We start from the raw sequence: 25,714 nt of genomic DNA on the forward strand, positions 1-25,714 counted from the left end.
TTTCTAGGTAACCAAGCTAGGTGTAATTCTCATAATCCACATTTTTTGATCGTATGAGTTATTTATTTTTGAGTAGTATGATATTAATGCATTATTCCAAGAACCGTGCTTTTTTAAATATACATAACGATAATTGTTTTCAGGGTTGATAAAGTAACTTGCATTTAACCCTTGAGCGTTTAAAACTTTTACAAAGTTGTTTGCATTTTTTGCACTAGCAAATACATTTGCAATAATATAGTAACCACCACCTACACCATTAAATTTGTAGTTTTTTACTGTTGGGTTGGTTGTCGCTAAATTATCTTGTACAGCAGAACTTTTCTTTAAATTTTCAACATTATATTTAGATGCTTTCTCTCTAATTTTTTGAGAATTATTAGCGTAAGCAGAGTCAGAATAGTTAGAGTTATCTACATTCATAATCCACATTTCGCCAGAATAATTAGAATCTGCTTTTGATTTGTATGAAGATAAAGCATCGTTCCAAGAATTATGTTGCTTTAAATACACATATTTTAAACCATTATTTTTATTTTCAAAATAATCAGCTTCAATACCTTTGTCTCTTAAATCATCTATAAATTTATTCATATAATGTGTATTCTTATACACATTTGCAACAATGTAAAAGCCATCATTAACACCTTCTAAATTGGTAAATTTTCGACTCTTGACATTATTCTTTTTTGCGATTTGAGTAAATGCATCAACCTTTTTTTCCGTAGGTGTATTAACTTTTTTGGTAACTGAAGTCGGCCTTGTATTCGTAATTACAAGAGCATCATCAGTATTTTTTATACTGATTGGTTTTTTGTTATCTAAATTTAAGGGCTCTTTATTATTAGTTATATTCTGAGTTTCTGAAGTTTTTGGGGTGTTTGATGCAACTTCAGTAGCATCTTTATCAATTACATTATTTAGTAAATACATTTTTTTAGCTCGTTCTTCAACAGTTGGTTTTTTACCGTTAGTTTCACGTCTAACCATTTGCATTACCATTTCAAACCTTCTTTCTAAATCACCATTTCTACTAGCTTCTATGGAGTCTTGTCTAAACATAAGCTCAGCAATAACCTCGTTATTTTCAGTAAGGGCTTTTCTTAAGCTTTCAATTTCTTCATCTTTAGATGTTAGTGTTAGCTCTTCAGTATCTTCAAGTAAATCATTATTCTTAACAAGTTCATCAGAATCTTCTAAAAGAACTCTATCTTCAGTTAAGTTAGGTGTAATTGAATAAGCAAAAGATATTTCATGCGTAACTCCAAAGTTATCAAAATTGTTTGATAAACCTTTTTCCATCGTATACCCTAATGATAGTCTTTTACTAAGGTTAAAGCCTACACCTGCTGCAGCACCATAGTAAGTATCATAACCACCTTGTACCCAACCTAATTTTGGTAAATCTAAAACAAGACTACCACCTAATATAAGATCTTTGTCAGCAACTCTATATTTTTGACCTGCTTTTTTAACCCGTAATAATGGCATTAACCTAGCACCTTCCATTACACCAATACCATTTTCAAACTGATGGGTATATTGTAAGTGTGTAGAAAATGTTTTATCACCAAATTCGGTAATAGATTCATTAGTTCTTAAGTTATAATCAAATAAGTTTTCAGCAAAAACACCAAAGTCAAATTTACCATATGAAAGGTTAAATCCAGGTTGAAAAGATAATAAATTACTATCCTGTAAACCATTTAAAAAAGGATCTTCACCTTCAACAGTACTTGTTCTAGTTCTGTCAAGACCGGTTCTATAATACGATACGTTTGCACCGAATGTAAAATTACTTTTATCGCTTAATTTAACTCCATAAGCGTAGTTTGCTAGAACCCCATAATTAGTTAATACGCCAGACTGTTGAGAGTATAAACTTAAACCAAGCCCCGTTCTATCATTCATACGACCACTATAACTTAAAAAATAAGTTTGGTTATTATCTTGGAAGGTAGAAGATTGATTTCTGTGCAATAAATTAAAATACGATTTATCTTCCCTAACAGTTGAAAACGTAGGGTTTATTAAGAACCTATTAAACTTTAGTAGATTTTGCGACGGAACGTCGTAAGTTAAATACGGATCTTCTTCTTGTGCACTTAGTCTTGTAAGTGCAAGAAGACATATAAATATGTATATTAAATTTCTTTTAAGCATGGTCTTGATTATGGTGGTACTCTGTGGTTATTTAATAACGCTTATTTAATAACGGTTATTGTACCTTGTTTTAATATATCACCCCCATTTTTGATTTTATAATAGAAAATCATGTTCTGTGATGGAAATGCTGTTGTTGATTCCGGCCAGTTGTTTTGGTAGTCATTTACGTTTAATACCTCAATACCTTGTTCGTTATAAATAGTAACGTTTATTTCAGGCTTGTTAGAGTATGTATTTGGAATTAACCAAAGATCATTTATACCATCACCATTAACAGTTATAACGTTCGGTATTTTAAAAGTATCTTTATAAGTTACAGTAACTTGCTTAATAATTAAACAAGTATCTATATACGCTTTTAAAGTATACGTACCTTCTTCTGTTAAACTAATTGATGATGTTGTACTTAGTATAATATTATTAGCATCAACCCATTCGTAAGCAGTACCTCCACTTGCAGTTACCGTTCTTGATACTCCTTCAGGGAAAACTAAATCTTCTGATGTGTCTAATGTAATTAAAGAATCATCTAATGGAGTTAAAGTAATTTCGTTTGATGTTATTGGGCATCCTATTTTAGAAATAACCAATTGGTATACACCAACTTCATTAGTTTCTATAGCTACATCTGTAGTGTTTATTGTAACGCCATCTTTTATCCATTCAAAAGTTTCACCAATTAAATTATAATTAGTACTAATTGTAATCAAATCAGTTGAGTTACATGCGACTAGGTTTGTTGAAGATATAGAAACAGTTTCACTACTTTTTAATGTAACAGGTATTGTACTTGAAGTAGCGCTAAAACTGTCAAGCATAGCTTCTAATGAATAATTTCCATTTTCTGTTGGATCAGTTAAACTTATGCTTGATGATGTAGCACCGCTTATATTTGTTCCATCTTTTTTCCACTGGTAATTAAGATTACTTTTTAAATCTGCAGTAACATCCGTTTTTGTCCCGTCCGTTGCTACAGCATTAATTTCAGTTACATCAAGTATTATAGTAGAATTATCACACTCCGCATAAGCAGATGAGTAGGTAGCAACTATTTCTATAGATGCTGGTGATACAATTTTTGTTTTTTCTGAATTTTCAATACTAGAACATGCTCCACCTTGGGTAACTTGTACATAATATTCACCATCTTCAGATACCGTTAGGTTTACTGAATTTTCTCCTGCAATTAAAGTATCATTTCTAAACCATTGGTATGTTGGTGTAACAGCAGTTGTTGTAATACCTATCGTTTTAGTTTCACTAGGTAATAAAACTAAATCTAAATCATTTGTTTCTGTAATGCTGAATTCTCCTGTTTTTGATATTGTTAATGCAGGTGAAGTTTCGTTACAAATATCATCACCTTCAATTTTTACTGTATAATTACCATTAAAGTTAATGTCATTTGTATCTATAGTATAGTTAAATGCACCTGCTGTTTTAGCCTGTACAATAGTACCATCTTTAAACCATGTATATTCTAAATCAGCATCGTTAATAGTAGCTTCTAAAGCAGCAGCAGTTTCACCTATACAATATGATGTTTTTGATGGCGTATTAATTGTTACTCCTAAAGCAGCTCCTGTTTGTACAGTAATCATATTAGATAGTGTACCTGCAGATCCTGAACATACTGGTCCATAATCTATTTCAACGGTATACATACCAGCTTCAGAAACTGTTAAACTAGAACTAGTTTCTGATAAAACAGTAGAACTCTTTCTCCATATATACTGATAAGTATCTTTATCAGGTACATTATCAACAGCTAATACAGCAGTATTGCCATCGCATATAGATACAGTTCCGTCACCAATAGTACCGCTTCCGTTTTCTGTAATCCTTACTGAGTTCTTATATTCAATATAAAACATATTGTAACCAATTGTTTCAGGACTTACTAATGCAGGGCTTGTACTACGAACTCTTAATTTATAATTAGTACCTCTAGTATCTGTAGGTAAAACAAATTCTATATTAAAATCTGTAGTATTATTTTTATCTGTTATAGTAGCAAGTGTAACTGGTGATGTAAAACCACCGTTATTATCAGATAATTCTAATATAAATTGATTATCACTATCTACACCTGGTGTTGCAGACCATGTAAAGTTCACAAAATATTCATTGAAACTAGCAGAAGGACAAGCGGATGTCCAAGCGCTACCAGGCCCTGAAAAGTTTTGATTTTTAATTGGAGTAGGTTTGTTTAAAGTTTGCGCCAATAGTCCGCCAAAGCTTAATAACAGGGCAAAAAATAAAATTGTTTTGTTCGAGAGTGTAGTAGGTTTTTTCATTTGTTCGTAGGTTTAGGTACCTTTTGGGATTACACTGTATTTGTTATAGTTTTAGCCCGATTTTCATTTTATCATTGTAATCTACATCGGGGCTATATCTCTCACGTATACAGTCTTTAACATCAAATATCTAATATAATTGCCCCTTTATACATTAATTGTTGTAGTGTATATCAAAATTGTTGTGAAACGCATATTATATAAGGTGAGATGCTTTTTCTGTAGGGCTATCGATGCAATTTTGCTACATTTGTGGTTCAAATAGTATGTGATGAGTGATGTTTCAAAGTCTCTAAATTTTATAGAGCATATTATCGAAGATGATTTAGCAGCTGGTTTATCAAAAGATAAATTAAGATTTCGTTTTCCTCCAGAACCCAATGGGTATTTACATATTGGTCATGCAAGCTCTATCTGCCTTAACTTTGGTTTAGGTTTGAGTTATGATGCGCCTGTAAACCTTAGGTTTGATGACACGAACCCTGCTAAAGAAGAGCAAGAGTATGTTGATGCTATTAAAAAAGATGTTGCTTGGTTAGGCTTCAAGTGGGATCAAGAAGTATATGCATCTGATTATTTTCAACAATTATACGATTGGGCAGTCCAATTGATAAAAGAGGGTAAAGCTTATGTCGATAGCCAATCAGCAGATCTTATTGCTGAGCAAAAGGGAACACCTACTGAAGTTGGTTCTAACAGCCCGTTTAGAGATAGGAGTGTAGATGAAAATTTAGCGCTTTTTTCGGACATGAAAGCTGGTAAATTTACTGAAGGTGAGCATGTTTTAAGAGCAAAAATTGACATGACTTCTAGTAATATGTTAATGCGTGACCCTATTATTTATCGCATATTGCATAAAGCACATCACAGAACAAATACCGATTGGTGTATTTACCCAATGTACGATTGGACACATGGAGAAAGTGATTATTTAGAACAAGTATCTCACTCTTTTTGTACACTTGAATTTGCAATGCATAGAGAGCTTTATGACTGGTTTTTAGACCAAGTTGTTGATGAAAATAAGGTTAGACCAAAACAGCGCGAATTTGCTCGTAGAAATTTTAGCCACACAGTAGTTAGTAAAAGAAAATTATTAAAACTAGTTGAAGAAGGTATTGTTACAGGTTGGGATGACCCTAGAATGCCTACAATTTCAGGTTTAAGAAGAAAAGGATACACGCCAGCATCACTTAGGAATTTTGCTAATACTATTGGTATAGCAAAACGTGAAAATGTAGTAGATGTATCTTTATTAGAATTTTCAATTAGAGAAGATTTAAATAAAATTGCACCTCGTGTAATGGCCGTTTTGAACCCTGTTAAATTAGTAATTACGAACTACGAAGAAGGAAAAGAAGAGTGGTTAGAGGCTGAGAATAACCCAGGTGATGAAGCTGCAGGAAACCGATTGGTTCCTTTTTCAAGAGAGTTATACATAGAGCAAGAAGATTTTAAAGAAGAAGCTAATAAAAAATTCTTTAGATTAAAATTAGGCGGAGAGGTTCGACTTAAAAACGGTTATATTATTAAGGCTGAGAGCTGTACAAAAGATACCGATGGGAATATTACAGAAATTCAATGTACTTATGATCCAAAAAGCAAGAGTGGAAGTGGTACTGAGGAAAGTTTACGTAAAGTAAAAGGTACTTTGCATTGGGTTTCAATACAACACGCAGTAGCTTCTGAAGTTCGCTTATACGATCGTTTGTTTACAGATGAAACTCCAGATCAACATAAGGATAAAGATTTTATGGAATTTGTAAATCCAGATTCTTTAACTATAATTACTGGTTATGTTGAGCCAAGTTTAAAATCAGCTAAATCTGAAGACATTTTTCAGTTCCAGAGGTTAGGCTATTTTAATATTGATAAAGACTCGACAGAAGAAAAACTGATTTTTAATAAAACTGTTGGATTGAGAGATACTTGGGCAAAAATTCAAGAAAAATAAATGAATAAATAATACTTATTGTAATTAAAATAACGATTGGTATTAGCTATTAAAAACAACTCTATAGGAGTTATTTTAATGAATAAAAAAAAACCACCAATACGATTTTTCGTCTTGGTGGTTTTTGTGTTTTAAACCGCTTTAAAATTAATATTTATTCTAATCGGTCTTTTTTATAAAACCAGTATAAGGTTTTAGTATTTGTAATTTAAAAACTATCGATTTAATTTATAATCCTTAATTGGTTTTTAAATCGATATTTATTTTTTATCAATATTTTTTGGCTTTTGCTTTTTCATACTTTCGCCAATCATATTACTTGCCGTAAATGATGCAACCATGTTATTTAACATGTCGCTACCTGTTTGCGGAGAGTTCGGTAATAAAATCAAATTACTATTAGTTTCTTCTCCTATAGATTGTAACGTATCATAATGTTGAGTTACTACAATTAGGGCAGAAGCTTCTTGAGAATTAATACCAACTTTATTCAAAACTTCAACAGATTCTTCTAAACCTCTTGCAATTTCTCTACGTTGGTCAGCAATACCCATACCTTGTAAACGTTTACTTTCTGCTTCAGCTTTTGCTTTTTCAACAATTAATATTCTAGCGGCATCACCTTCAAATTGTGCTGCAATTTTTTCACGTTCAGATGCATTAATTCTGTTCATTGCTTCTTTTACTTGCGCATCAGGGTCAATATCAGTAACTAAGGTTTTAATAATATCATATCCATAATCAAGCATTGCTTGTTGTAATTCTGATTTTACTGCAATTGCAATATCATCTTTCTTAACAAATACATCATCCAATTTCATTTTTGGAACTTCAGCTCTTACAACATCAAATACATAAGATGTAATCTGATCATGTGGATATTCTAACTGATAAAAAGCCTCATAAACTTTAGTTTTTATTACCACATATTGTACTGATACTTTTAGTTTAACGAAAACATCATCTAATGTTTTTGTTTCTATAATTACATCTAATTGCTGAATTTTTAACCCAACTCTTGATACAATTCTATCAACAATCGGAAGCTTCATTTGTAAACCAGATGTTCTTACGCTATGGAATTTTCCAAAACGTTCAATAATTGCTGCAGTTTGTTGCTTAACCGTAAAAAATGATGAAAAAAGAATGACAAGACCAATAAAAATTATTGGTATGAATAAATAGCCCATATGTTTTATGTTTAGTTATTTAATGAAAGTACAAAGTGTTTTACAAATTGGTCTTACTTTTCTCACTTTTGTTACAAAAAAAACACATATTTATTTTAAAACAGAAATTGCTTTTGTAATTCTTTTAATAGATTCCTCTTTTCCTATTGCTTCTAAAATATCAAAAATATGTGGCCCTTTCATATCACCAACAACAACTAAACGTAAGGGGGGCATAACTTTACCGAAAGATAATTCTTGAGCCCCAATCCATTCTTTCACAATGCTTTCAGTTGCTTCAGAAGAAAAATCAGTTATTGTTTCAAGTACTGATACCAATTGGTTCATTATACCAGCTGTATCATCTTTCCATTGCTTTTTAGAGGCTTTTTCATTGTACGTTTCTGGTGTCTTGAAGAAATAATCACTTAAATCCCAAAAATCAGTTACAAACACGGCTCTTTCTTTAATCAAACCTATAATCTTTTCAAGATGCTCATCATTTTCATTTGTAACACCATTTTGCTCTAAAACATTTTTAAATGGGTTTACTAAATCTGAATTAGCGGTTTCTTGTAAGTAATGTTGATTGTACCATTTGGTTTTATCAGGATCAAAACGAGCTCCAGATTTGTTAACACGCTCTAAACTAAAAGTTTGCTTTAAATCTTCTAAGCTAAATATTTCTTGTTCTGTACCAGGGTTCCAACCTAACAAGGCTAAGAAATTAACAACAGCTTCACTGAAATACCCAGTTTCTTTATACCCGATAGATTCGTTCCAAGTTAATGGGAATACAGGGAAACCAAGTTTTTCACCATCACGTTTACTTAATTTACCTTTACCAACAGGTTTCATAATTAATGGTAAATGGGCAAACTCAGGAGATTCCCATTCAAACGCTTGGTATAATAAATGGTGTAATGCTAATGATGGTAACCATTCTTCACCACGAATTACGTGTGTAATCTCCATTAAATGATCATCAACAATATTTGCTAAGTGATACGTTGGCATACCATCGCTCTTATATAAAACCTTATCATCTAATACGTTAGAGTCAATTGTCATTGTTCCTCTAATAATATCATTCAATTCTATTTTTTCATCTGGTGCAGTTAAAAAACGAATTACATAGTCATCTCCATTATCTAATCTTTTTTTAACATCTTCAGGCATCATAGACAAAGAGTTGTCTAGTTTTAACCTATTGTGCCAGTTATAAATGAAGGTTTTACCTTGTTCTTCATGTTCTTTTCTATGCGTATCTAATTTTTCAGAGGTATCAAATGCATAATATGCTTTTCCTTTTTCTAATAAAAGATCAGCATATTCTTTATATAAATTTTTTCTTTCACTTTGTCTATAAGGTCCAAATTTTCCTTCTTTACCTGGGCCTTCATCAAACGGAATATTACACCAGTTTAAAGCATCTATAATATATTGCTCAGCACCTTCAACATATCTATTCTGATCAGTATCTTCTATACGAAGTATAAAGTCACCGCCATGTTTTTTAGCAAATAGATAATTGAATAATGCGGTTCTAACACCACCAATATGTAATGGCCCTGTAGGACTTGGTGCGAACCTAACACGTACTTTTTTGCTCATAATATTATATTTTGCTGCAAAGATAATAAAAGCTTAGTGCTATTTTCTAGTGTTAGTTTACATGTTCTTTTGTAATTTTAATTTACATACTATTGGTAATTGTAAAGTTTTCGCCCTTTTTTAGTCTAACAGTATAGTAAATTATATTTTTGTAACTTCTTAAAGGTCTTTTTTACAGTACCTTAGACTTAAAAATGTTTAAATTTTGAACAGCTACAATCTTATTCAACAGAAACTTAACCACTTTATTCGTAAATATTACTCTTCAGTTTTATTTAAGGGTATTGTTTTATTTATAAGTTTTGGTGCGTTTTTGTTTCTTTTTCTTTTAGGTGTTGAGTATTTTTTGTGGTTAGGATCAACAGGGAGGTTACTATTGTTTTTTCTTTTGATTTCTATTGAAGTTTTTCTTTTGATAAAATTTATAGTATTCCCTTTAATTTATCTTTTTAAATTAAAAGACGGTTTAAATATAAAACAAGCTTCTAAAATAATTGGAAACCATTTTCCTGAAGTAGAGGATAAGCTTGTTAATTTATTAGACCTCAAAGAAAATCAGGAACAGTCTGATTTATTACTAGCTAGTATTGAACAAAAATCTAAAAACTTAAGTTCTTTTGATTTTTCTAAAGCTATAGACTATAAAGAAGGAATTAGAAAACTTACATATTTAGCTATTCCGATTATTATTATTTGCTTATTGTGGTTTTCAGGTAATTTTTCTTCATTTTTTGGTAGTTATGATCGTGTTGTAAATTATGATTTAGCTTTTGAAAAACCAGCACCATTTTCTTTTCAATTATTAGTTAATGATTTAACAGTTCAGAAAGGCCAAAATTTAGAATTGAAAGCGGTAGTAGAAGGGGAGTTTAGACCTGAACTTGTTTATATAACTATTGATGGTGAAAATTTTTTAATGAATGAGGAAGATGGTGTTTTTTACTATACAATTTCAGCTATAAACCAACCGTTATATTTTAAATTTATTTCAAACGATGTTCAGTCTAAACAGTATAGTGTAAAAGTTATTGAAACACCTTCTATATTAGATTTTAATTTAGTTTTAAAGTATCCAAATCATTTAAAGAAACGAACAGAAACCATAAAAGTAAATGGTTCAACAACAATACCAGAAGGTACTCAGGTTAGTTGGTTACTAAATACTGAATTTACAAATGATATTTCGTTAACAGCAAACGATACTGTTATACGTTTTGCTAAAGATAAATCAGAATTTAAGTTATCTAAAACCATTTATAATAATTTTGACTATACGATATCTACATCAAATACTGATATTAATAATTTTGAAAACTTAGCGTATAGCTTTAAGGTTATTAAAGATGCATATCCTTCAATTAGGGTTTCTCAAACCATAGACTCTTTAAACCCTAATATAGTATACTACTCTGGTGCTATTGCTGATGATTATGGATTAAAAAAAGTACAATTGGTTTATTATGAGTCTGATAACCCGAATAAAACATCAAAAATTGAGCTTTTACAACCTAACACAACCGTTGCTAATTTTTATTATACATTTCCATCAGGTTTACAATTAGTACCTAATATAAATTATAATTATTACTTTCAAGTTACTGATAATGATGTTGTTAATAGATTCAAAACATCTAAAAGTCAAGTGTTTAGTTCTAATTTATTAGATGTTGACGCGCTTATAAATAAAGATCTCGAAAATCAACAATCCATACTATCAAATTTAGATAAATCATTAAATAAGTTAGAAGAACAGGCAAAGTCTTTAAATGAAATAAACAATCAACAGAAAGAAAAGTCAGAACTTAATTTTAACGATAAAAAGAAAGTAAATAATTTTTTAGAGAAACAAGAATTGCAAGAAAAGCAAATGGAAAAATTTTCTAAACAATTAAAAGAAAACTTAGATAAAAATAATAAAGATGATGAGTTAAATAAACTGTTACAAGAACGTTTAGAAAGACAAGAATTAGAGGCTAAAAAGAACCAAAAATTACTTGAAGATTTAAAAAAAGTAGCTGATAAAATCAATAAAGATGAGTTGAGCAAAAAGCTAGAAGAAATTGCTAAAAATCAGAAAAATAGTAAACGCAATCTTGAACAAATTTTAGAACTTACAAAGCGTTATTATGTTACTGAAAAGGCTTCTCAATTAGCTAAAGATTTAGAAAAGTTAGCTGAAAAGCAAGATGAACTCTCTAAATCTAAAGAAAATATTAAAGACATTAAAAAAGAGCAGGAGGGTATTAAAGAAGAATTTAATAAGATATCTGATGAGTTAAATGAATTAAAAAATGATAATTCAGCTTTAAAAAAACCTTTAAAACTTGATATTAATGAATCAGATTCAGAGAATGTAAAACAAGATCATGAAGATATTAACTCTGATTTAAACTCTGAAAGTAATGACAAACAGACAAAAGCTAGTAAAAAACAAAAGGCCGCTTCAGATAAAATGAAAGAAATGGCTCAAAAGCTACAACAATCATCTTCTTCAAGTTCTGGTTCATCAGTTACTGAAGATGCTGAAGTGCTTCGCCAAATACTAGATAATTTAATACTATTTACATTTAAGCAAGAAGCATTAATAGAAACATTAAATGAAGATGAAAATTCTTTTTCTAATCAGTCTAAAGTTATTTTAGAACAACAAGAGTTAAAAGAGTTGTTCAATCATATTGATGATAGTTTGTTTGCATTATCACTTCGTGTACCTGAAATTTCTGAAAAAATTAATAAACAAGTAACTGAGGTTTTTTATAATACTGAAAAATCTATTGCCTCTATATCAGATGCTAATTTGTATCAAGGTGTTTCGTATCAAAAGTACACGCTTACATCTGGTAATATATTATCTGATTTATTAGCAGATATTCTTGATAATATGCAAGAAAGCATGCAACAAGGAAAAGGAGAGGGTCAGGGTCAGGATTTTCAATTACCAGATATTATCAAATCTCAAGGTGAGATAGGTAAAAAAATGGGTGAGAAAGGTTCTGAAGGTAAAGCAGGTGATAAAGGTAAAAAGGGTGAATCAGGTAAATCTGGTAAAGAAGGATCTAATGGTCAGGATGGTCAACCATCAAATAATGGCACTAAACCGGGTAATAAATCAGGGGGTAAAGATGGTGAGGGTTCTTCTGGTACTGATGGAAAAGGAGAAGGAAACGCTAAAGGAGATGTCCAGGGTAAAGGTAAAACTGGTAATAGCAAGTCAGGTAATGGTTCAGGAAATGGAAATACAGGGATTTCTGAAGATGAATTAAAAGAAATTTATGAGATATATAAACAACAAGAAATCATAAAAAAAGGACTAGAAGAGCAATTGAATAATATGATTAATAATGATGATCGCCAATTAGCAAAAAAGCTTATTCATCAAATGTCAGATTTTCAGAACACAATTTTAGAAAGCGGTATTACGAGAAATACAATTGATAAAGCTACTATTATTCAGTATGAATTATTGAAGTTAGAGGGTGCTGCTTTAAAAAAAGGAGAAAAGAAAGAAAGGGAAAGTAAATCGAATAATAATTCTTTTACAAATCCAATTTTAAGTAAACCTCCAAGTTTAGAGAATTACAATAACGAAAATGAAATTTTAAATAGACAAGCACTACCTTTGCAGCAAAATTTTCAAAATAAAATTAAAGATTATTTTAAGCAAAATGATTGATTTTAATTACGAGTTAGATTTTAGTTTAAATAAAGAAACCTACTATTCAGATTGGTTAAGTAGGGTAATAGTTTCAGAAGATAAAATATTAGGTAACTTATCTTATGTTTTTTGTTCGGATGATTATCTATTAAATATAAACCAAGAGTATTTAAACCATGATACTTTTACAGATATAATCACTTTCGATTACTGTGAAGGAAATGAAATTTCAGGTGATATATTTATTTCTATTGATAGAGTTAAAGAAAATGCAGCTGAATATAATGTAGATTTTAATGAAGAATTACACCGTGTAATGTCTCATGGAGTTTTACATTTAATTGGGTATAAAGATAAATCTGATGAAGATGCGTCTTTAATGAGAAGTAAAGAAGAGGAGAAAATTAAATTGTTCCACGTGGAACATTAGATAAAAGTATGTTTGATAAAGAGTACGATGTTATTGTTGTTGGAGCAGGTCATGCTGGTTGTGAGGCTGCAGCTTCAGCTGCAAATATGGGTTCAAAGGTTTTGTTGGTAACAATGAACCTTCAGAACATTGCACAGATGTCTTGTAATCCTGCAATGGGTGGAATTGCTAAAGGGCAAATTGTTCGTGAGATTGACGCCCTTGGTGGGTATAGTGGAATTATTTCTGATAAATCTGCTATTCAATTTAAGATGTTGAATAAGTCTAAAGGACCTGCAATGTGGAGTCCGAGAACTCAGAATGATAGAATGGTTTTTGCTGAAGAGTGGAGATTAGCTTTAGAAGCAACACCAAATGTTGATTTTTATCAAGAGATGGTATCAGGACTTTTAGTTGAAAATAACAAAGCAGTTGGTGTTACAACTTCATTAGGAATTAAGATTAAATCAAAATCTGTAGTACTTACTAATGGTACTTTCTTAAATGGTTTAATACATATTGGTGATAAAAACTTTGGTGGAGGTAGAGCTGGTGAAAGAGCCGCAACCGGAATAACTGAACAATTACTAGCCTTAGGTTTTGATTCTGGCAGAATGAAAACAGGTACACCACCAAGAGTTGATGGTAGGTCATTAGATTATTCTAAGATGATTTTACAACCCGGAGACGCTATTCCTGAGAAGTTCAGTTACTCGCCAACAAAAGTTTTAGAGCATCAGAGAGATTGTCATATGACACATACGAGCGAATTAGTTCATGATTTGTTGCGTGAAGGTTTTGATCGTTCTCCTATGTTCAATGGAAGAATTAAAAGTTTAGGACCTAGATATTGTCCTTCTATTGAAGATAAAATCAATCGATTTGCAGATAAAAATAGTCATCAATTGTTTGTAGAGCCTGAAGGATGGAGAACTTGTGAGGTATATGTAAATGGATTTTCAACCTCTTTGCCAGAAGATGTTCAGTTCAAAGCATTGCGTTCTGTAGTTGGTTTCGAAAACGTAAAATTCTTCAGACCGGGCTATGCTATCGAATATGATTACTTTCCGCCAACACAATTAAAGCATACTTTGGAGACTAAATTAGTGTCTAATTTATATTTTGCTGGCCAAATAAACGGAACTACAGGTTATGAAGAAGCAGCTTCCCAAGGTTTGATGGCGGGTATAAATGCGCATCAAAAAATCAATGAAAAAGAAGATTTCATCTTGAAAAGAGATGAAGCTTATATTGGTGTTTTGATTGATGATTTAATTACAAAAGGTACAGAAGAGCCGTACCGTATGTTTACATCTAGAGCTGAATATAGAACTTTATTAAGACAAGATAACGCCGATTTGAGATTAACACCTAGAGGTTATGAAATTGGATTAGCACGTCAAGATCGATTAATCCGAATGGAAGATAAATTAGAAAAGTCTGAAAAATTTGTTCAATTTTTCAAAGATACAAGTGTACTTCCTGATCAAATTAATCCAATTTTTGAGAGTGTAAATTCATCAGTTGTTGATCAATCTTTTAAAATGTTTAAAGCATTTTCTAGACCAAATGTTACCATGGATCACATGTTAACTTTAGATTCTGTTTCTAGCTTTGTTAAAGAAAATGATCTTAATAGAGAGGTGTTAGAACAAGCCGAAGTACAGGTTAAATATTCTGGTTATATAGCTAAAGAAAAAAACAATGCAGATAAATTACATCGATTAGAAAATGTAAAAATCCCTCCGGGTTTTGATTATACTAAATTGAAATCTTTATCTACTGAAGCGCGTCAGAAATTGACAAAAATACAGCCAGTTACTATTTCACAAGCTTCAAGAATTAGCGGAGTTTCTCCGAGTGATGTAAGTGTGCTTTTAGTTTTTTTAGGTAGATAATATGACTTTAAGTTTTAAGCAAACAAAGCCCCTAACTGTAAAAATTTTAGGGGCTTTTCTGTTTCTAATATTCATATTTTTCCTTTTAAAGTATAATGCTCCGTTTAGTCAATTAATAGTTCTTTTTATTCTCTCTTTTGTTTTGCTAGGATATTCAGTCTCTTTTGAAGTGAGTGAAAATTTTAAGAATTATAGATGTATCCGATTGTTTGGAGTGTTGTTTTTTAAACAATCTATGACTATATTTTTTCCTGATTACATTACTGTTTTCTCTGCATCCTTTTCTCAAAATGCCGATTGGAGCTCTGTCGCTGCTTTAGGGAAAGAAAGAAGTAATGTGTTTTTTGTTATTAAACTCTTTAAAGATAATAAGCATTTTTCCATCTTTAAAAGCACTTCTTATGTTGACGTTGATGCGAAGGCGAGAGAGCTTTCTGAGTTTCTAAATGTGCCTTATAAAGCTAAAGCCTTATAAATGTTCCACGTGGAACAATTGCAAAATTATGTTGTGAAAGTATTGTTTTTTGTGGTCATAGATTTTATTGATTTTTAAATATGTGAATTAATTATTTGACTAGTTTGTAAAAAACAAACCTACGAATCAAAGAATATTATTTTTCTATACTGGTATCAGTAAGTCGATTTTTAATTTCCATTTTATTCCAATATTTTGATAATCCTGAAATTGATAAATAAAAAAAGTTTGAATAAAAACGAAGTTTTAATTATTTGAAGAATTAAACAATTGATGGATTTTTATCTTAAAAAGAAAATGTAGATAATCACTTTTGTATTTTCAATATTTAAATTTTGAAAACGGAGTAAATCTTTTTTTTTGAAGTAAAATTTTAGATTACATAAGTTAGGATTTAAGAACTTATTTTTCATTTGTTTTTGAGAAGTAGAATTTTCAAAAACAAATGAAAAATAATTTTTTTAAAATATTTAATATAGAAACATAAAATATCGAAAGCGAAATACCTTTTTTATCTTGATGATGAATAGTTATTTTAGAAAACATTTGCTTGCCGAAAATTCACTTTCTCATAAACAGGTTTTAGAGTATCTTCGTCATCTTAAAAGAGAATATTTAGCTACACACAATTACAATGAAGTTTTATTTAAAAACTAAAGATCACTCCGTTAGTCAAGAAATTTTTGAGCTGCATTTAGATGAAAATTTAGATATGTTGGTTACGCAACCGCAACCTGAAAATTTAAATCCGTATTACGATAGTTCAGCTTATATTTCTCATACTGATTCTAATACTTCATTTGTAGATAAAATTTATCAAAGTGTAAAAAAAATCAATCTTAAGAATAAACTTAAAATTGTTCAAAACCATACTTCCGGAAAAAAGCTTTTAGACGTTGGAGCAGGTACTGGAGATTTTTTATTAGTAGCAAAAGAAAATGGATGGATTGTAAATGGAGTAGAGCCAAATTTAAAAGCAAATGGTAAAGCTTCTGAAAAAGGTTTGCATTTAAAAACTGTATTAGAAGATTTTTCTAATGAAAAATTTGATGTTATTACTTTATGGCATGTTCTAGAACATGTACCTAATTTAACAGAACAAATAAAAAAGTTGTCAAATTTATTGGAAGAAGACGGAACGTTAATTATTGCTGTTCCGAATTTTAAATCTTTTGATGCGCTGCACTATAAAAATTTTTGGGCAGCTTTTGATGTTCCAAGACATCTTTGGCATTTTTCTAAAACATCTATTTCAAAATTATTTCAGAAAGAAGATATACAATTGCTAAAAACCTATCCAATGGTTTTTGATGCGTTTTACGTTTCGTTATTATCTGAAAAATATAAAACAGGAAGGCAAAATTTTATTGCCGCTTTTTTTATTGGTTTACGCTCCAACATTAAAGCTTGGCGTACAAATGAGTATTCTTCTCTAATTTATGTTCTAGAAAAGGCTAAATAATCGTTTTAAGGCGTTTTAAGGGGTTTTTGTTGATGTGGTCGTGTAAGTTGTTGACTTGTTTTAGAACCATGAATTTAATGTGGTTTTAAAGCTTTATTCTTAATAGGTGTTATCAATGTTTTTCGTGTTTAATATAGATATTTGTTATAGTTCTTTTATATCTATTTTTTGCAGCTAAAGTTTTTAAAAAAATATTCTGGCGACTTCATCTATTTTTTTAAAATAACCTCTAAAGTAGTTGTATATAAATCTGCTTTCATAATTTTTGCTTTTAACCAAGCATAGAAACTAAGCACAAATAAATCCTCTTTTTCACGATTTAAGCTAGACAAGGTTTTTTTAACTTTTGCCATAAATACAACATCATCTATAATTTCTTTATTATAAAAATAATGGCTAGCCAAACTCACAAATTCCAAAACTCTAATTTCATTATTTGCCTTTAAGTATTTTGTATGTTTTTTTCGAAAACTCCTAATTCTAGATTCTACCAAATCCAAATCCTCCATTTCCATATACAGCATTATTTCAGTCAAGTTCTTTTTTACTACCCAAATTTCACCACCTTTATCGGCATACCAAGTATCGCTATGTCGCGATTCTCTAAAAACCTGTAATGCTTCTTTGCATTTATTTTGCTGAAATAAGAGAACTACTGCGGTTAGTTTCAAATCCATTATATACGTTATTTGCTGTTTGTACTTTTCAAATTCAAAGTTTTCTATAATCTCTAGTCCTTTTCTAGCGTTACCAGAGTAGTTTAAATTTAAAACTCGTAATAAAGTATACTGCGGTATAAAACGTTGGTAATAACTATTGTTTTGTTTTTGCATTTCTGCTTCCATACGTAACAAATAGTTTTTAGTCTGATCAAAATCTTTATTTCTAAAATAAGAGTTAGCTATAAAGTATAAAATTTGAATGTGGTAGAATAAATGCTTTTCAGAGATTTTTTGCTTGAGTTCAATTTCTTTATTCACCTTTTCTATAAAAGGGAGTAGCGAATAAAAATTGTGGGTAATATTTGCCGCTTTATTATTAATCTCCACAATTTTAAATAGCGACCGGTAACTCAATCCGTTTTCTATCGAAATATTAAACTTAGATAAGGTTGCTGCTATCGTCTGGGTTGCGTTTTTGTTTTGCTTGAGCAATTCATTTTGAATACTAGCATAAAAGAGATTCAAATTTTCTTCTTGCTGAAACAAGTTTTTATTAGCTTTAAACTGGCCAATTAAGTCCTCTAAGCCTACTTTTTTATCTAAATGAGCGTATTGTATGCGTGTGTAGTAAATTTCATTTAAAATGCCATACAACTCGTATTGAACTGCTTTTACTTCTGCCTTTTTAATTACCTTAAGCGCAACTTTGTATGCTTTTTGTTCAAAAAGTATTCTACTGGCGAGCAATAATTTTAAAATTTCCATTTCTTCAGATTGCTCACCTTCAAAGCTTTTTGTGGCCACAAAATCAATTAAGCCATCAAATAATCGCTTGCTTACAGCATGATAAGCACCTTTTGCTTTTTTTCCATAAAGCAATACATCAATATTTTCAGCATTTGGGTTTGCGGCCAATATTTTAAAGAGCATCACATTTTTAGTGTCGTGTCTTTTATTCTTTTGGTTCAATTGAACTACAAAAGTTTTTCTGTCTTCTGCAGTTAATGTAGCAATCAATGCCGAAATTACATTCATTATATCGTAAGTTAATATGTTGCTAAATATAGTAAATTCGGTAGTTAAATAAATTTAATACTAGTTTATATCGTAAGTTTTATAAAAAAGTAGAATTTTAAAAATTTATAGAGCACCTCATCTTTGCCTTGTTGAAACAATATAATTCAACCCAATAATTAATCATCAAAAATCAATTATTATGAATTACAATTTTAGTAGTGACACAGAAAAAAAGGTGAAAACAAAAATGAATAAAGAGTATGATCAAAAGCCAACACCTGCTTTTATAGGAGCATCGTGGGTGGCACTTATTGCGGGTATGCTTGCTTTTACTACAGGTTTGGTAAATGCAGAAATGCTATTGAATGAAAAAGGGTACTATTTTACTATTCTATTGTTCGGGTTATTCTCTGCAGTATCGGTACAAAAAAATGTGCGTGATCGATTAGAGGGTACACCAGTAACTGATATGTATTACGGTATTAGCTGGTTTGCAGCATTAGCATCAATAGCGTTATTAATAATAGGTTTGTGGAATGCCGATTTAGGGCTGAGTGAAAAAGGGTTTTATGGTATGTCGTTCACCTTAAGTTTGTTTGCGGCTATTGCAGTACAAAAAAACACGCGTGATAAAAAGTACATTGAAAGTAAAGACGAGGAATAATTTCAAAAGAAGGAAGTGTCAATTTAGGCGCTTCCTTTTTTTGATGATTAGAAAAGGCAACTGCAAGTATGTAGTTGTCTTTTTTTGTTTTTAAGAGTTGATTACTTTAAAGTTGAATTTGACTATTTTTAAGGAATGGAGTTAATAAAATAGTAGTATTATGGGCACGATTGTGGTGTTTACGCTGGTAATAGCAGGTAAAAGTAAAATGAGAACAAAAATTGTACAAATTAAAAGTAAAATCTAAAAACTAGTATTATGACTTCTGTAGAAAAACGCAACATATTGTTTGAAGGTTTAACTGCTGTTTTAAAACAGAAAGGATATAAATTATTCAAAACAGGTGGAGATCCTTGCTTTATTTATTTTGAGGATAAAATTGCTATTAAAATCGGTTTTAGTTTTTTTAAAATAGGTAATATAACTTTTTCCAGTTTTGGTATAACTCATTATGAAGTTGAAGATTATATTTTAGACTTAAATTATTTTCAGGATATTTTTAAAGAGAAAAAACGTCATCATTTACCAACCGTATATGATTGGACTAGTAAAGGACCATTTGGCTTTAATGCCAACACTCCTGAAGAAATAGAAAAAGGCATTGAACAAATAAAGAGCTATATAAATGGAGATGGCCAAGCCTTTTTAGATAAATATATGTATATCCCCAATATTCTAAAAAGAATGGATGAACTTGAAGCTAAAAATATCGACTGGCAAGACAGAAATAACGGAGGTATTTTAGCTGGAACATTAGATGCTGAATTTAGGGGTTTAATTATCTCTAAATTATGTAATGACCCCAATTATGATTTTAAACTCGCCATGATAAATGAAGTTTTTGAAAAGTCAAATTATGCAGACTGGAAACCTTATTATGAAAAACTAAAACTTGTTTTGCCAACAATAGAACCTAAATATAATTTAGGTGTAATCAATTCTTAAAAAACAACCATGCCCGAAAATACCTTAATTCGTTTTTTAGAATCTAACATTCCGATAGAAAAGAGTGCTGTTCGGGAGTATTTGAGTACTTTAAAAACTAGAAAAGTAAAAAAGGGCGAGCAGCTTTTAAAACAAGGCGATATTTGTAAGCACACTTTTTTTGTAGAAAAAGGCTTGTTGCGTTATTTTTCCATCGATAAAAAAGGAAAAGAAAATGTGTTACAATTTGCACCCGAAAATTGGTTTATTACCGATCGTGAAAGTGTGTATTTCAATCAGCCTTCAAAATATTATATTGATGCTCTTGAAGATGCTGAAGTTTTAGTTCTAGAGAAAGATTTTGTAGAAAAAATTGCAGCTCAAAACAATTCGTTTGCAGCATTTAACAACAAGTTATTACATAACCATATTCGAAACTTGCAAAACAGAATACAACTATTGCTTAGCGCTACTGCCGAAGAGCGATATTTAGATTTTATAAAAATATATCCCGATATTCTTTTACGAGTTCCGCAAACATTAATTGCTTCTTATTTAGGCATAACACCAGAAAGTTTAAGTCGGGTTCGAAAAGAGTTGGCTACAAAACACAAAAAATAACTTCTTACCATACATCAATGCATAGCTTTTAAACGATACCTAAATTTGTTTCTTTAAAATTCAGAGTTATGATGACAAAAAAAGTAGAACTAGTTGTAGCGCCAAAAGAACCACATTTTGTGGGCGACGGATTTAGAGTTCATAATTTTATACCAACCGGTTTTAGATTGGATATGAAACGAATGGACCCATTTATAATGCTCGATTACAATTCAAAATATAATTTTCCGCCAAGCGAAGAGCCAAAAGGAGTAGGTGTGCATCCGCATAGAGGGTTTGAAACTGTTACTATAGCCTATAAAGGCAAAGTTGCGCATCACGATAGTAGTGGTGGTGGCGGAATTATCGGTGAAGGTGATATTCAATGGATGACTGCCGCATCTGGTGTATTACATAAAGAATACCACGAAGAAAATTTCAGCAAAACAGGCGGAATTTTTCAGATGGTACAATTGTGGGTAAACTTACCAGCTAAAGATAAAATGTCGGCACCAAAATATCAGGCAATTCAAAACAAAACAATACAAAGGTATTTTTTAGAAGATAATTTGGGTGAGATTGAGGTAATTGCTGGCGATTATAAAACTATAAAAGGAGTAGCAAACACGTTTTCTCCAATACACATGCTTAATGCTAAATTAAAAGGTGGTGCGAAAACTGATTTTAGCTTTCCTGCGGCATTTAATACAACACTTTTGGTAATAGAGGGTAGTGTAATAGTAAACGGTTCAGATAATGTACCTACAGATCATTTAGCGTTATTTGAGAATGCTGGTGAGCATTTTGAAATTGAAGCTACAGAAGATGCTATTGTTTTAGTTTTAAGTGGCGAGCCTTTAAATGAGCCTATTGCTGCACATGGCCCTTTTGTAATGAACACGAAACAAGAGTTGATGGATGCTTTTAACGATTTTAATAGCGGAAAGTTTGGATATTTAGAATAAAAAAATGATTGGTATTTTTTAAAATATTAAATGTTCTTACTTGTTTTTCAAATGATGTAAGTTAATAAGATGAGTTTTTAAGTAACATACTTTTATAAGCAAAGCGTTAAAATTTTGCGATTTTATATGCTTAAAAGGTCTTTCGTGGTAAGTTTTTGCAATTAATCCAAAACCTTTTCTATTTTTGCCCAACATTTTAAAAACAAAAGATGAAAAAAATAGTAATGGCTTTAGCACTAATTAGTGTTTTTGCGTGTCAAGAGAGTAAAATAGGATTTGTTGATAATCAAAAGCTGATGGAAGAGTATCAAGAAAAAGTTGATCTTGAAGATGCAGTTAAACTTAAGGTAGATAAGTTGACAAAAAAGAGAGATAGTATTTCTCAATCTTTTCAAATGAAAGCTCAAGCTTTTCAGGCAAAAGCTCAAAAAATGGCTCAAAGCAAAGCTCAAGAAGAGTATGCTCAATTACAACAACAAGGACAGATTATTGGTCAGCAATTACAGCAAGAAGAGCAACAATTGCAAATGGAGAACCAAACAGAAATGGATAGTTTGATCAGCAAAGTTAAAAAAGAGATTAAGGCTTACGGTAAAGCTAATGGTTACACTTACATTTTAGGTGGTGGCGATGGTGGTAGCGTACTTTATGGTGATGAAGCACAAGATATTACAACACCTGTTTTAAAAGCACTTAACGATAGTTATAAAAAATAATACAATTGGTATAATATTAAAAATGCCTCAACATATGTTGAGGCATTTTTGTTTTATCCTTGTAGCAAAAAAACTAGGAATATTGCTGGCACAAAATATATAGCAATAGTTTTTGCTCCTTCGTAATCTTTAGCTACTCGTTGTCCAAATAACAACATAAGTAAAGCAATACAAGATATAAGAGCTCCGTAAAAGGCAAATTCTATAGTGCCATAAGCTATTATTTGATAAACGCCTCCGATACAAAATAATGCGGCGGCCATTTCAGTAATCAAAATAATACCAACCAATAAGGGCACATTATTTTTAAATGCTGTTTTTGAAAAATGTTCTTTTAGCCAGCTAATATTGCCTGTCCAATCTATTATCTTATCTATACCACTTTGTAAAAAAGTAATAATTAAAAAAACTAATAATAAAATCTCCGTTGCGTAGTTTAATAATTGACTCATATGTGGATATTTTAAAGTTAAATTCTAAGTAGTGCTAACTGCTTTTTTGTGTAAAAGTCTCGTTAGTTTAATAGACAGGTCTGTTAATATTATTTTAGAGTTTCCATTACGCTCTATATGGTAAATAGCGCGCTCTAGCTCATCAGTAATTTCTATAATATTGTTTTCATGAATAAAAGGAGCAAATTTATTTATGTCAAAACCATCTACGTGAATGCGCATAAAGGCTAACTCTTTTACATTAAAATTAATTAACATAGATTGTCTCATGATAGCGATACAGTACTGTAAGAATTTTTTTTGTGTTTCTCTACCTGTTTTAGCAACTTCTGTTCCCCAAGATATTAAATCATGTATGGCAGCTTTATTCCCTTTTGCTTTAAAGGCACTCCGAACCCACTGTACAAACCATTTCTCAAAAATCAAATCTTCAGAGTCGTTATTCATTAAGTCTAATGCCTTGTTGTAATTTCCATTGGCTTCGTTAGCGAGCCTCAAAGCTTGTTCTTTTGGTAAGCCTTCAGTAATTAGCCCATTTGCAATAGCATCTTCTGCTAATGGCGGAAAATGTAATACTTGACATCTAGATCGTATGGTTTGTATTAATTGTTCTTCATCTTCAGCAATTAATATAAATACCGTTTTTGCTGGAGGCTCTTCTATTAGTTTTAATAATTTATTCGCTGCAGAGTTATTCATTTTATCTGCCATCCAAACAATACAAATTTTGTATCCGCCTTCGTATGATTTTAATGATAATTTTTTTACAATCTCTTGAGCTTCATCAACGCCTATTTGACCCTGCTTTTTCTCTATATGTATAGCTCTAAACCAATCAAACAGATTACCGTAAGGTTGTTCTTTTACAAAAATTCTAAAATCTTCAATATAATTATCACTAACCGCATGAGATTTTATCTTATCAGAATTAGAAACCGGAAATGCAAAATGCATATCAGGGTGGGTAAGTGAGTTACATTTTAGATTACAAGCCTGTAAACCTTGCTCTGTTTTGTTTTCGCCGGTATTGCAAAGTATGTATTGTGCATACGCAATGGCCATAGGTAAAGTTCCACAACCTTCTGGACCAATAAATAATTGAGCATGTGGAATTCTGCCTGCATCGGCGCTTAATGCCAAGTGGTTTTTTATATGAGATAAACCTAAAATAGAATCAAATAACATACCCCAAATATAATGAATTTGAGATTATTCTATTCTAATTGCATATACCATGTACATATAAAAACTAGTACCTTGTTTAAAGATTTATTGTAGAATTCATAAAAGAATTCTTTTTTAATAGTGATTTTGTTAAATCACACATAATTAATAAGCATCAATTGTACTTGGTTGTAAGAAATCTTTACATTTGTTACTATTCAAATAGCAAAATAAAATGAAAACTGTAGATAATTTTAATTTTAAAGACAAGAAAGCTTTAATCAGAGTAGATTTTAACGTGCCACTTGATGGTGATTTAAACGTTGCTGATGCTAGTAGAATTGAGGCTGCAAAACCAACAATTATAAAAATTTTAGAAGATGGTGGTAGTGCAATTTTAATGAGCCATTTAGGTAGACCTAAAGGAGCTGTAAATGCTGATATGTCTTTAAAGCATATTTGTGATAAAGTTTCTGAAATAATTGGAGTAAATGTAAGGTTTGTAGAAGATTGTGTTGGTGAAGTAGCTGAAAATGCAGCTGCCAATTTAAAAAGTGGTGAGGTTCTATTGTTAGAAAATTTACGTTTTCATGCAGAAGAAGAAAAAGGAGATAAAGCATTTGCTGAGCAACTTGCTAAATTAGGTGATATATATGTTAACGATGCTTTTGGTACCGCACACAGAGCACATGCTTCAACAACAGTAGTTGCTGAGTTTATGCCAGATGCTAAATGTTTCGGATTTTTATTAGCGAAAGAAATTGAAGCTATTGATAAAGTAATGCAAACTGGAGAAAAACCAGTAACTGCAATTTTAGGGGGATCTAAAGTATCTTCAAAAATTACAATTATCGAAAATATACTTGATAAAGTAGATCACTTAATAATTGGCGGTGGTATGACATATACTTTTATCAAAGCACAAGGTGGTAAAATTGGAGATTCTATTTGTGAAGATGACAAACAAGAATTAGCATTAGAAATTTTAAAACAAGCAAAAGCAAAAGGTGTAGAAGTACATATACCTGTTGATGTTTTAGCTGCTGATGATTTTAGTAATGATGCGACTACAAAAGTAGTTCCAGTAACGGAAATACCAGACGGATGGCAAGGTTTGGATGCTGGCCCTAAAACATTAGAAAACTTTAAAGAAGTTATCTTAAAATCTAAAACCATTCTTTGGAACGGACCAATCGGTGTTTTTGAAATGCCAAGTTTTGCTCAAGGAACAATTGCTATCGGTAATTTTATTGATGAAGCAACCTCAAAAGGTGCATTTTCACTTGTTGGTGGTGGTGATTCTGTTGCTGCAGTAAAACAATTTGGATTTGAAGAAAAGGTAAGTTATGTGTCTACAGGTGGTGGTGCAATGTTAGAAAGTTTAGAAGGTAAAACTTTACCTGGTATTGCTGCAATACTATAAAAATAGATACGTTATCGGTTAACAGGCC

19 protein-coding genes are annotated in these 25,714 nt (G+C 30.9%); 12 read left to right on the top strand and 7 right to left on the bottom strand.

What is annotated here, in order from left to right; all coding sequences use genetic code 11:
- Positions 1–3: 3 nt before the first annotated feature.
- On the bottom strand, positions 4–2,163 hold the full coding sequence (locus H0I23_RS14425) for a type IX secretion system membrane protein PorP/SprF (RefSeq protein ID WP_216783989.1): 2,160 nt from the start codon (positions 2,161–2,163) through the stop codon (positions 4–6).
- A 41-nt stretch (positions 2,164–2,204) separates the two neighbouring features.
- Entirely contained in the window at positions 2,205–4,463 is a 2,259-nt protein-coding gene (locus tag H0I23_RS14430; RefSeq protein WP_216783990.1) for a gliding motility-associated C-terminal domain-containing protein, read from the bottom strand.
- Between the two features lie 271 nt (positions 4,464–4,734).
- On the opposite strand from H0I23_RS14430, the gene H0I23_RS14435 reads away from it, so the two are divergent.
- The gene (locus H0I23_RS14435; protein ID WP_216783991.1) at positions 4,735–6,417 is read left to right on the top strand and encodes a glutamine--tRNA ligase/YqeY domain fusion protein; all 1,683 of its coding nucleotides are present in this window, start codon (positions 4,735–4,737) and stop codon (positions 6,415–6,417) included.
- Between the two features lie 260 nt (positions 6,418–6,677).
- Here the strand turns inward: H0I23_RS14435 and H0I23_RS14440 are convergent, their stop codons facing one another.
- Together H0I23_RS14440 and gltX are read right to left on the bottom strand one after the other, a co-directional pair.
- On the bottom strand, positions 6,678–7,607 hold the full coding sequence (locus tag H0I23_RS14440; RefSeq protein WP_216783992.1) for an SPFH domain-containing protein: 930 nt from the start codon (positions 7,605–7,607) through the stop codon (positions 6,678–6,680).
- Positions 7,608–7,697: 90 nt separating this feature from the next.
- Positions 7,698–9,200, bottom strand: a complete 1,503-nt coding sequence (gltX, locus tag H0I23_RS14445) for a glutamate--tRNA ligase (RefSeq protein WP_216783993.1) — start codon at positions 9,198–9,200, stop codon at positions 7,698–7,700.
- Between the two features lie 412 nt (positions 9,201–9,612).
- On the opposite strand from gltX, the gene H0I23_RS14450 reads away from it, so the two are divergent.
- The 5 genes from H0I23_RS14450 to H0I23_RS14470 all read left to right on the top strand — a co-directional run bounded on the left by H0I23_RS14450 (position 9,613) and on the right by H0I23_RS14470 (position 17,099).
- Complete coding sequence (locus H0I23_RS14450; RefSeq protein WP_254073615.1) at positions 9,613–12,873, top strand: hypothetical protein; 3,261 nt, start codon at positions 9,613–9,615, stop codon at positions 12,871–12,873.
- Positions 12,866–13,285, top strand: coding sequence for an rRNA maturation RNase YbeY (gene ybeY, locus H0I23_RS14455; RefSeq protein ID WP_216783995.1), 420 nt, complete (start codon positions 12,866–12,868; stop codon positions 13,283–13,285). Before H0I23_RS14450 ends, ybeY begins: the two co-directional genes overlap by 8 nt.
- 8 nt (positions 13,286–13,293) lie before the next feature.
- Positions 13,294–15,162 (top strand): tRNA uridine-5-carboxymethylaminomethyl(34) synthesis enzyme MnmG, encoded by a 1,869-nt coding sequence (mnmG, locus tag H0I23_RS14460; protein ID WP_216783996.1) that lies wholly within the window; start codon positions 13,294–13,296, stop codon positions 15,160–15,162.
- 235 nt (positions 15,163–15,397) lie between these two features.
- A complete protein-coding gene (locus H0I23_RS14465; protein ID WP_216783997.1) occupies positions 15,398–15,637 on the top strand; it encodes a hypothetical protein in 240 nt (79 codons plus the stop codon).
- Between the two features lie 634 nt (positions 15,638–16,271).
- The gene (locus tag H0I23_RS14470) at positions 16,272–17,099 is read left to right on the top strand and encodes a class I SAM-dependent methyltransferase (RefSeq protein WP_216783998.1); all 828 of its coding nucleotides are present in this window, start codon (positions 16,272–16,274) and stop codon (positions 17,097–17,099) included.
- 209 nt (positions 17,100–17,308) lie between these two features.
- On the opposite strand, the gene H0I23_RS14475 is transcribed toward H0I23_RS14470, so the two are convergent.
- On the bottom strand, positions 17,309–18,796 hold the full coding sequence (locus tag H0I23_RS14475) for a hypothetical protein (protein ID WP_216783999.1): 1,488 nt from the start codon (positions 18,794–18,796) through the stop codon (positions 17,309–17,311).
- A gap of 181 nt (positions 18,797–18,977) precedes the next feature.
- Here H0I23_RS14475 and yiaA point away from each other — a divergent pair, with 181 nt between their 5' ends.
- The 5 genes from yiaA to H0I23_RS14500 all read left to right on the top strand — a co-directional run bounded on the left by yiaA (position 18,978) and on the right by H0I23_RS14500 (position 22,647).
- Positions 18,978–19,442 (top strand): inner membrane protein YiaA, encoded by a 465-nt coding sequence (gene yiaA, locus H0I23_RS14480; protein ID WP_216784000.1) that lies wholly within the window; start codon positions 18,978–18,980, stop codon positions 19,440–19,442.
- Positions 19,443–19,700: 258 nt separating this feature from the next.
- Positions 19,701–20,387 carry a hypothetical protein gene (locus H0I23_RS14485; protein WP_216784001.1) on the top strand — a complete coding sequence of 229 codons (687 nt, stop codon included), beginning with the start codon at positions 19,701–19,703 and terminating at the stop codon, positions 20,385–20,387.
- A 9-nt stretch (positions 20,388–20,396) separates the two neighbouring features.
- Complete coding sequence (locus tag H0I23_RS14490; protein ID WP_216784002.1) at positions 20,397–20,987, top strand: Crp/Fnr family transcriptional regulator; 591 nt, start codon at positions 20,397–20,399, stop codon at positions 20,985–20,987.
- A 68-nt stretch (positions 20,988–21,055) separates the two neighbouring features.
- Positions 21,056–21,931: a pirin family protein gene (locus H0I23_RS14495; RefSeq protein ID WP_216784003.1), complete on the top strand. Its 876-nt coding sequence runs from the start codon at positions 21,056–21,058 to the stop codon at positions 21,929–21,931.
- A gap of 209 nt (positions 21,932–22,140) precedes the next feature.
- On the top strand, positions 22,141–22,647 hold the full coding sequence (locus tag H0I23_RS14500) for an OmpH family outer membrane protein (RefSeq protein WP_216784004.1): 507 nt from the start codon (positions 22,141–22,143) through the stop codon (positions 22,645–22,647).
- Positions 22,648–22,700: 53 nt separating this feature from the next.
- On the opposite strand, the gene H0I23_RS14505 is transcribed toward H0I23_RS14500, so the two are convergent.
- Positions 22,701–23,099: a DoxX family protein gene (locus H0I23_RS14505; RefSeq protein ID WP_216784005.1), complete on the bottom strand. Its 399-nt coding sequence runs from the start codon at positions 23,097–23,099 to the stop codon at positions 22,701–22,703.
- A 24-nt stretch (positions 23,100–23,123) separates the two neighbouring features.
- On the bottom strand, positions 23,124–24,284 hold the full coding sequence (locus H0I23_RS14510; protein ID WP_216784006.1) for an ATP-binding protein: 1,161 nt from the start codon (positions 24,282–24,284) through the stop codon (positions 23,124–23,126).
- A 214-nt stretch (positions 24,285–24,498) separates the two neighbouring features.
- Here H0I23_RS14510 and pgk point away from each other — a divergent pair, with 214 nt between their 5' ends.
- Positions 24,499–25,686, top strand: coding sequence for a phosphoglycerate kinase (gene pgk / locus H0I23_RS14515; RefSeq protein WP_216784007.1), 1,188 nt, complete (start codon positions 24,499–24,501; stop codon positions 25,684–25,686).
- Positions 25,687–25,714 lie beyond the last annotated feature (28 nt).

The sequence above is a fragment of the Cellulophaga sp. HaHaR_3_176 genome (genome assembly GCF_019021925.1).
Classification (GTDB): Bacteria; Bacteroidota; Bacteroidia; order Flavobacteriales; family Flavobacteriaceae; genus Cellulophaga.

Bases quoted from the DNA above. Each gene is read 5' to 3' on its own strand.
- H0I23_RS14440 (WP_216783992.1), bottom strand. From the start codon at position 7,607: ATGGGCTATTTATTCATACCAATAATTTTTATTGGTCTTGTCATTCTT.
- mnmG (WP_216783996.1), top strand. From the start codon at position 13,294: ATGTTTGATAAAGAGTACGATGTTATTGTTGTTGGAGCAGGTCATGCT.
- H0I23_RS14505 (WP_216784005.1), bottom strand. From the start codon at position 23,099: ATGAGTCAATTATTAAACTACGCAACGGAGATTTTATTATTAGTTTTT.
- H0I23_RS14470 (WP_216783998.1), top strand. From the start codon at position 16,272: ATGAAGTTTTATTTAAAAACTAAAGATCACTCCGTTAGTCAAGAAATT.
- yiaA (WP_216784000.1), top strand. From the start codon at position 18,978: ATGAATTACAATTTTAGTAGTGACACAGAAAAAAAGGTGAAAACAAAA.
- H0I23_RS14435 (WP_216783991.1), top strand. From the start codon at position 4,735: ATGAGTGATGTTTCAAAGTCTCTAAATTTTATAGAGCATATTATCGAA.
- gltX (WP_216783993.1), bottom strand. From the start codon at position 9,200: ATGAGCAAAAAAGTACGTGTTAGGTTCGCACCAAGTCCTACAGGGCCA.
- H0I23_RS14430 (WP_216783990.1), bottom strand. From the start codon at position 4,463: ATGAAAAAACCTACTACACTCTCGAACAAAACAATTTTATTTTTTGCC.
- H0I23_RS14490 (WP_216784002.1), top strand. From the start codon at position 20,397: ATGCCCGAAAATACCTTAATTCGTTTTTTAGAATCTAACATTCCGATA.
- H0I23_RS14510 (WP_216784006.1), bottom strand. From the start codon at position 24,284: ATGTTATTTGATTCTATTTTAGGTTTATCTCATATAAAAAACCACTTG.
- ybeY (WP_216783995.1), top strand. From the start codon at position 12,866: ATGATTGATTTTAATTACGAGTTAGATTTTAGTTTAAATAAAGAAACC.
- pgk (WP_216784007.1), top strand. From the start codon at position 24,499: ATGAAAACTGTAGATAATTTTAATTTTAAAGACAAGAAAGCTTTAATC.
- H0I23_RS14485 (WP_216784001.1), top strand. From the start codon at position 19,701: ATGACTTCTGTAGAAAAACGCAACATATTGTTTGAAGGTTTAACTGCT.
- H0I23_RS14500 (WP_216784004.1), top strand. From the start codon at position 22,141: ATGAAAAAAATAGTAATGGCTTTAGCACTAATTAGTGTTTTTGCGTGT.
- H0I23_RS14495 (WP_216784003.1), top strand. From the start codon at position 21,056: ATGATGACAAAAAAAGTAGAACTAGTTGTAGCGCCAAAAGAACCACAT.
- H0I23_RS14465 (WP_216783997.1), top strand. From the start codon at position 15,398: ATGACTATATTTTTTCCTGATTACATTACTGTTTTCTCTGCATCCTTT.
- H0I23_RS14475 (WP_216783999.1), bottom strand. From the start codon at position 18,796: ATGAATGTAATTTCGGCATTGATTGCTACATTAACTGCAGAAGACAGA.
- H0I23_RS14425 (WP_216783989.1), bottom strand. From the start codon at position 2,163: ATGCTTAAAAGAAATTTAATATACATATTTATATGTCTTCTTGCACTT.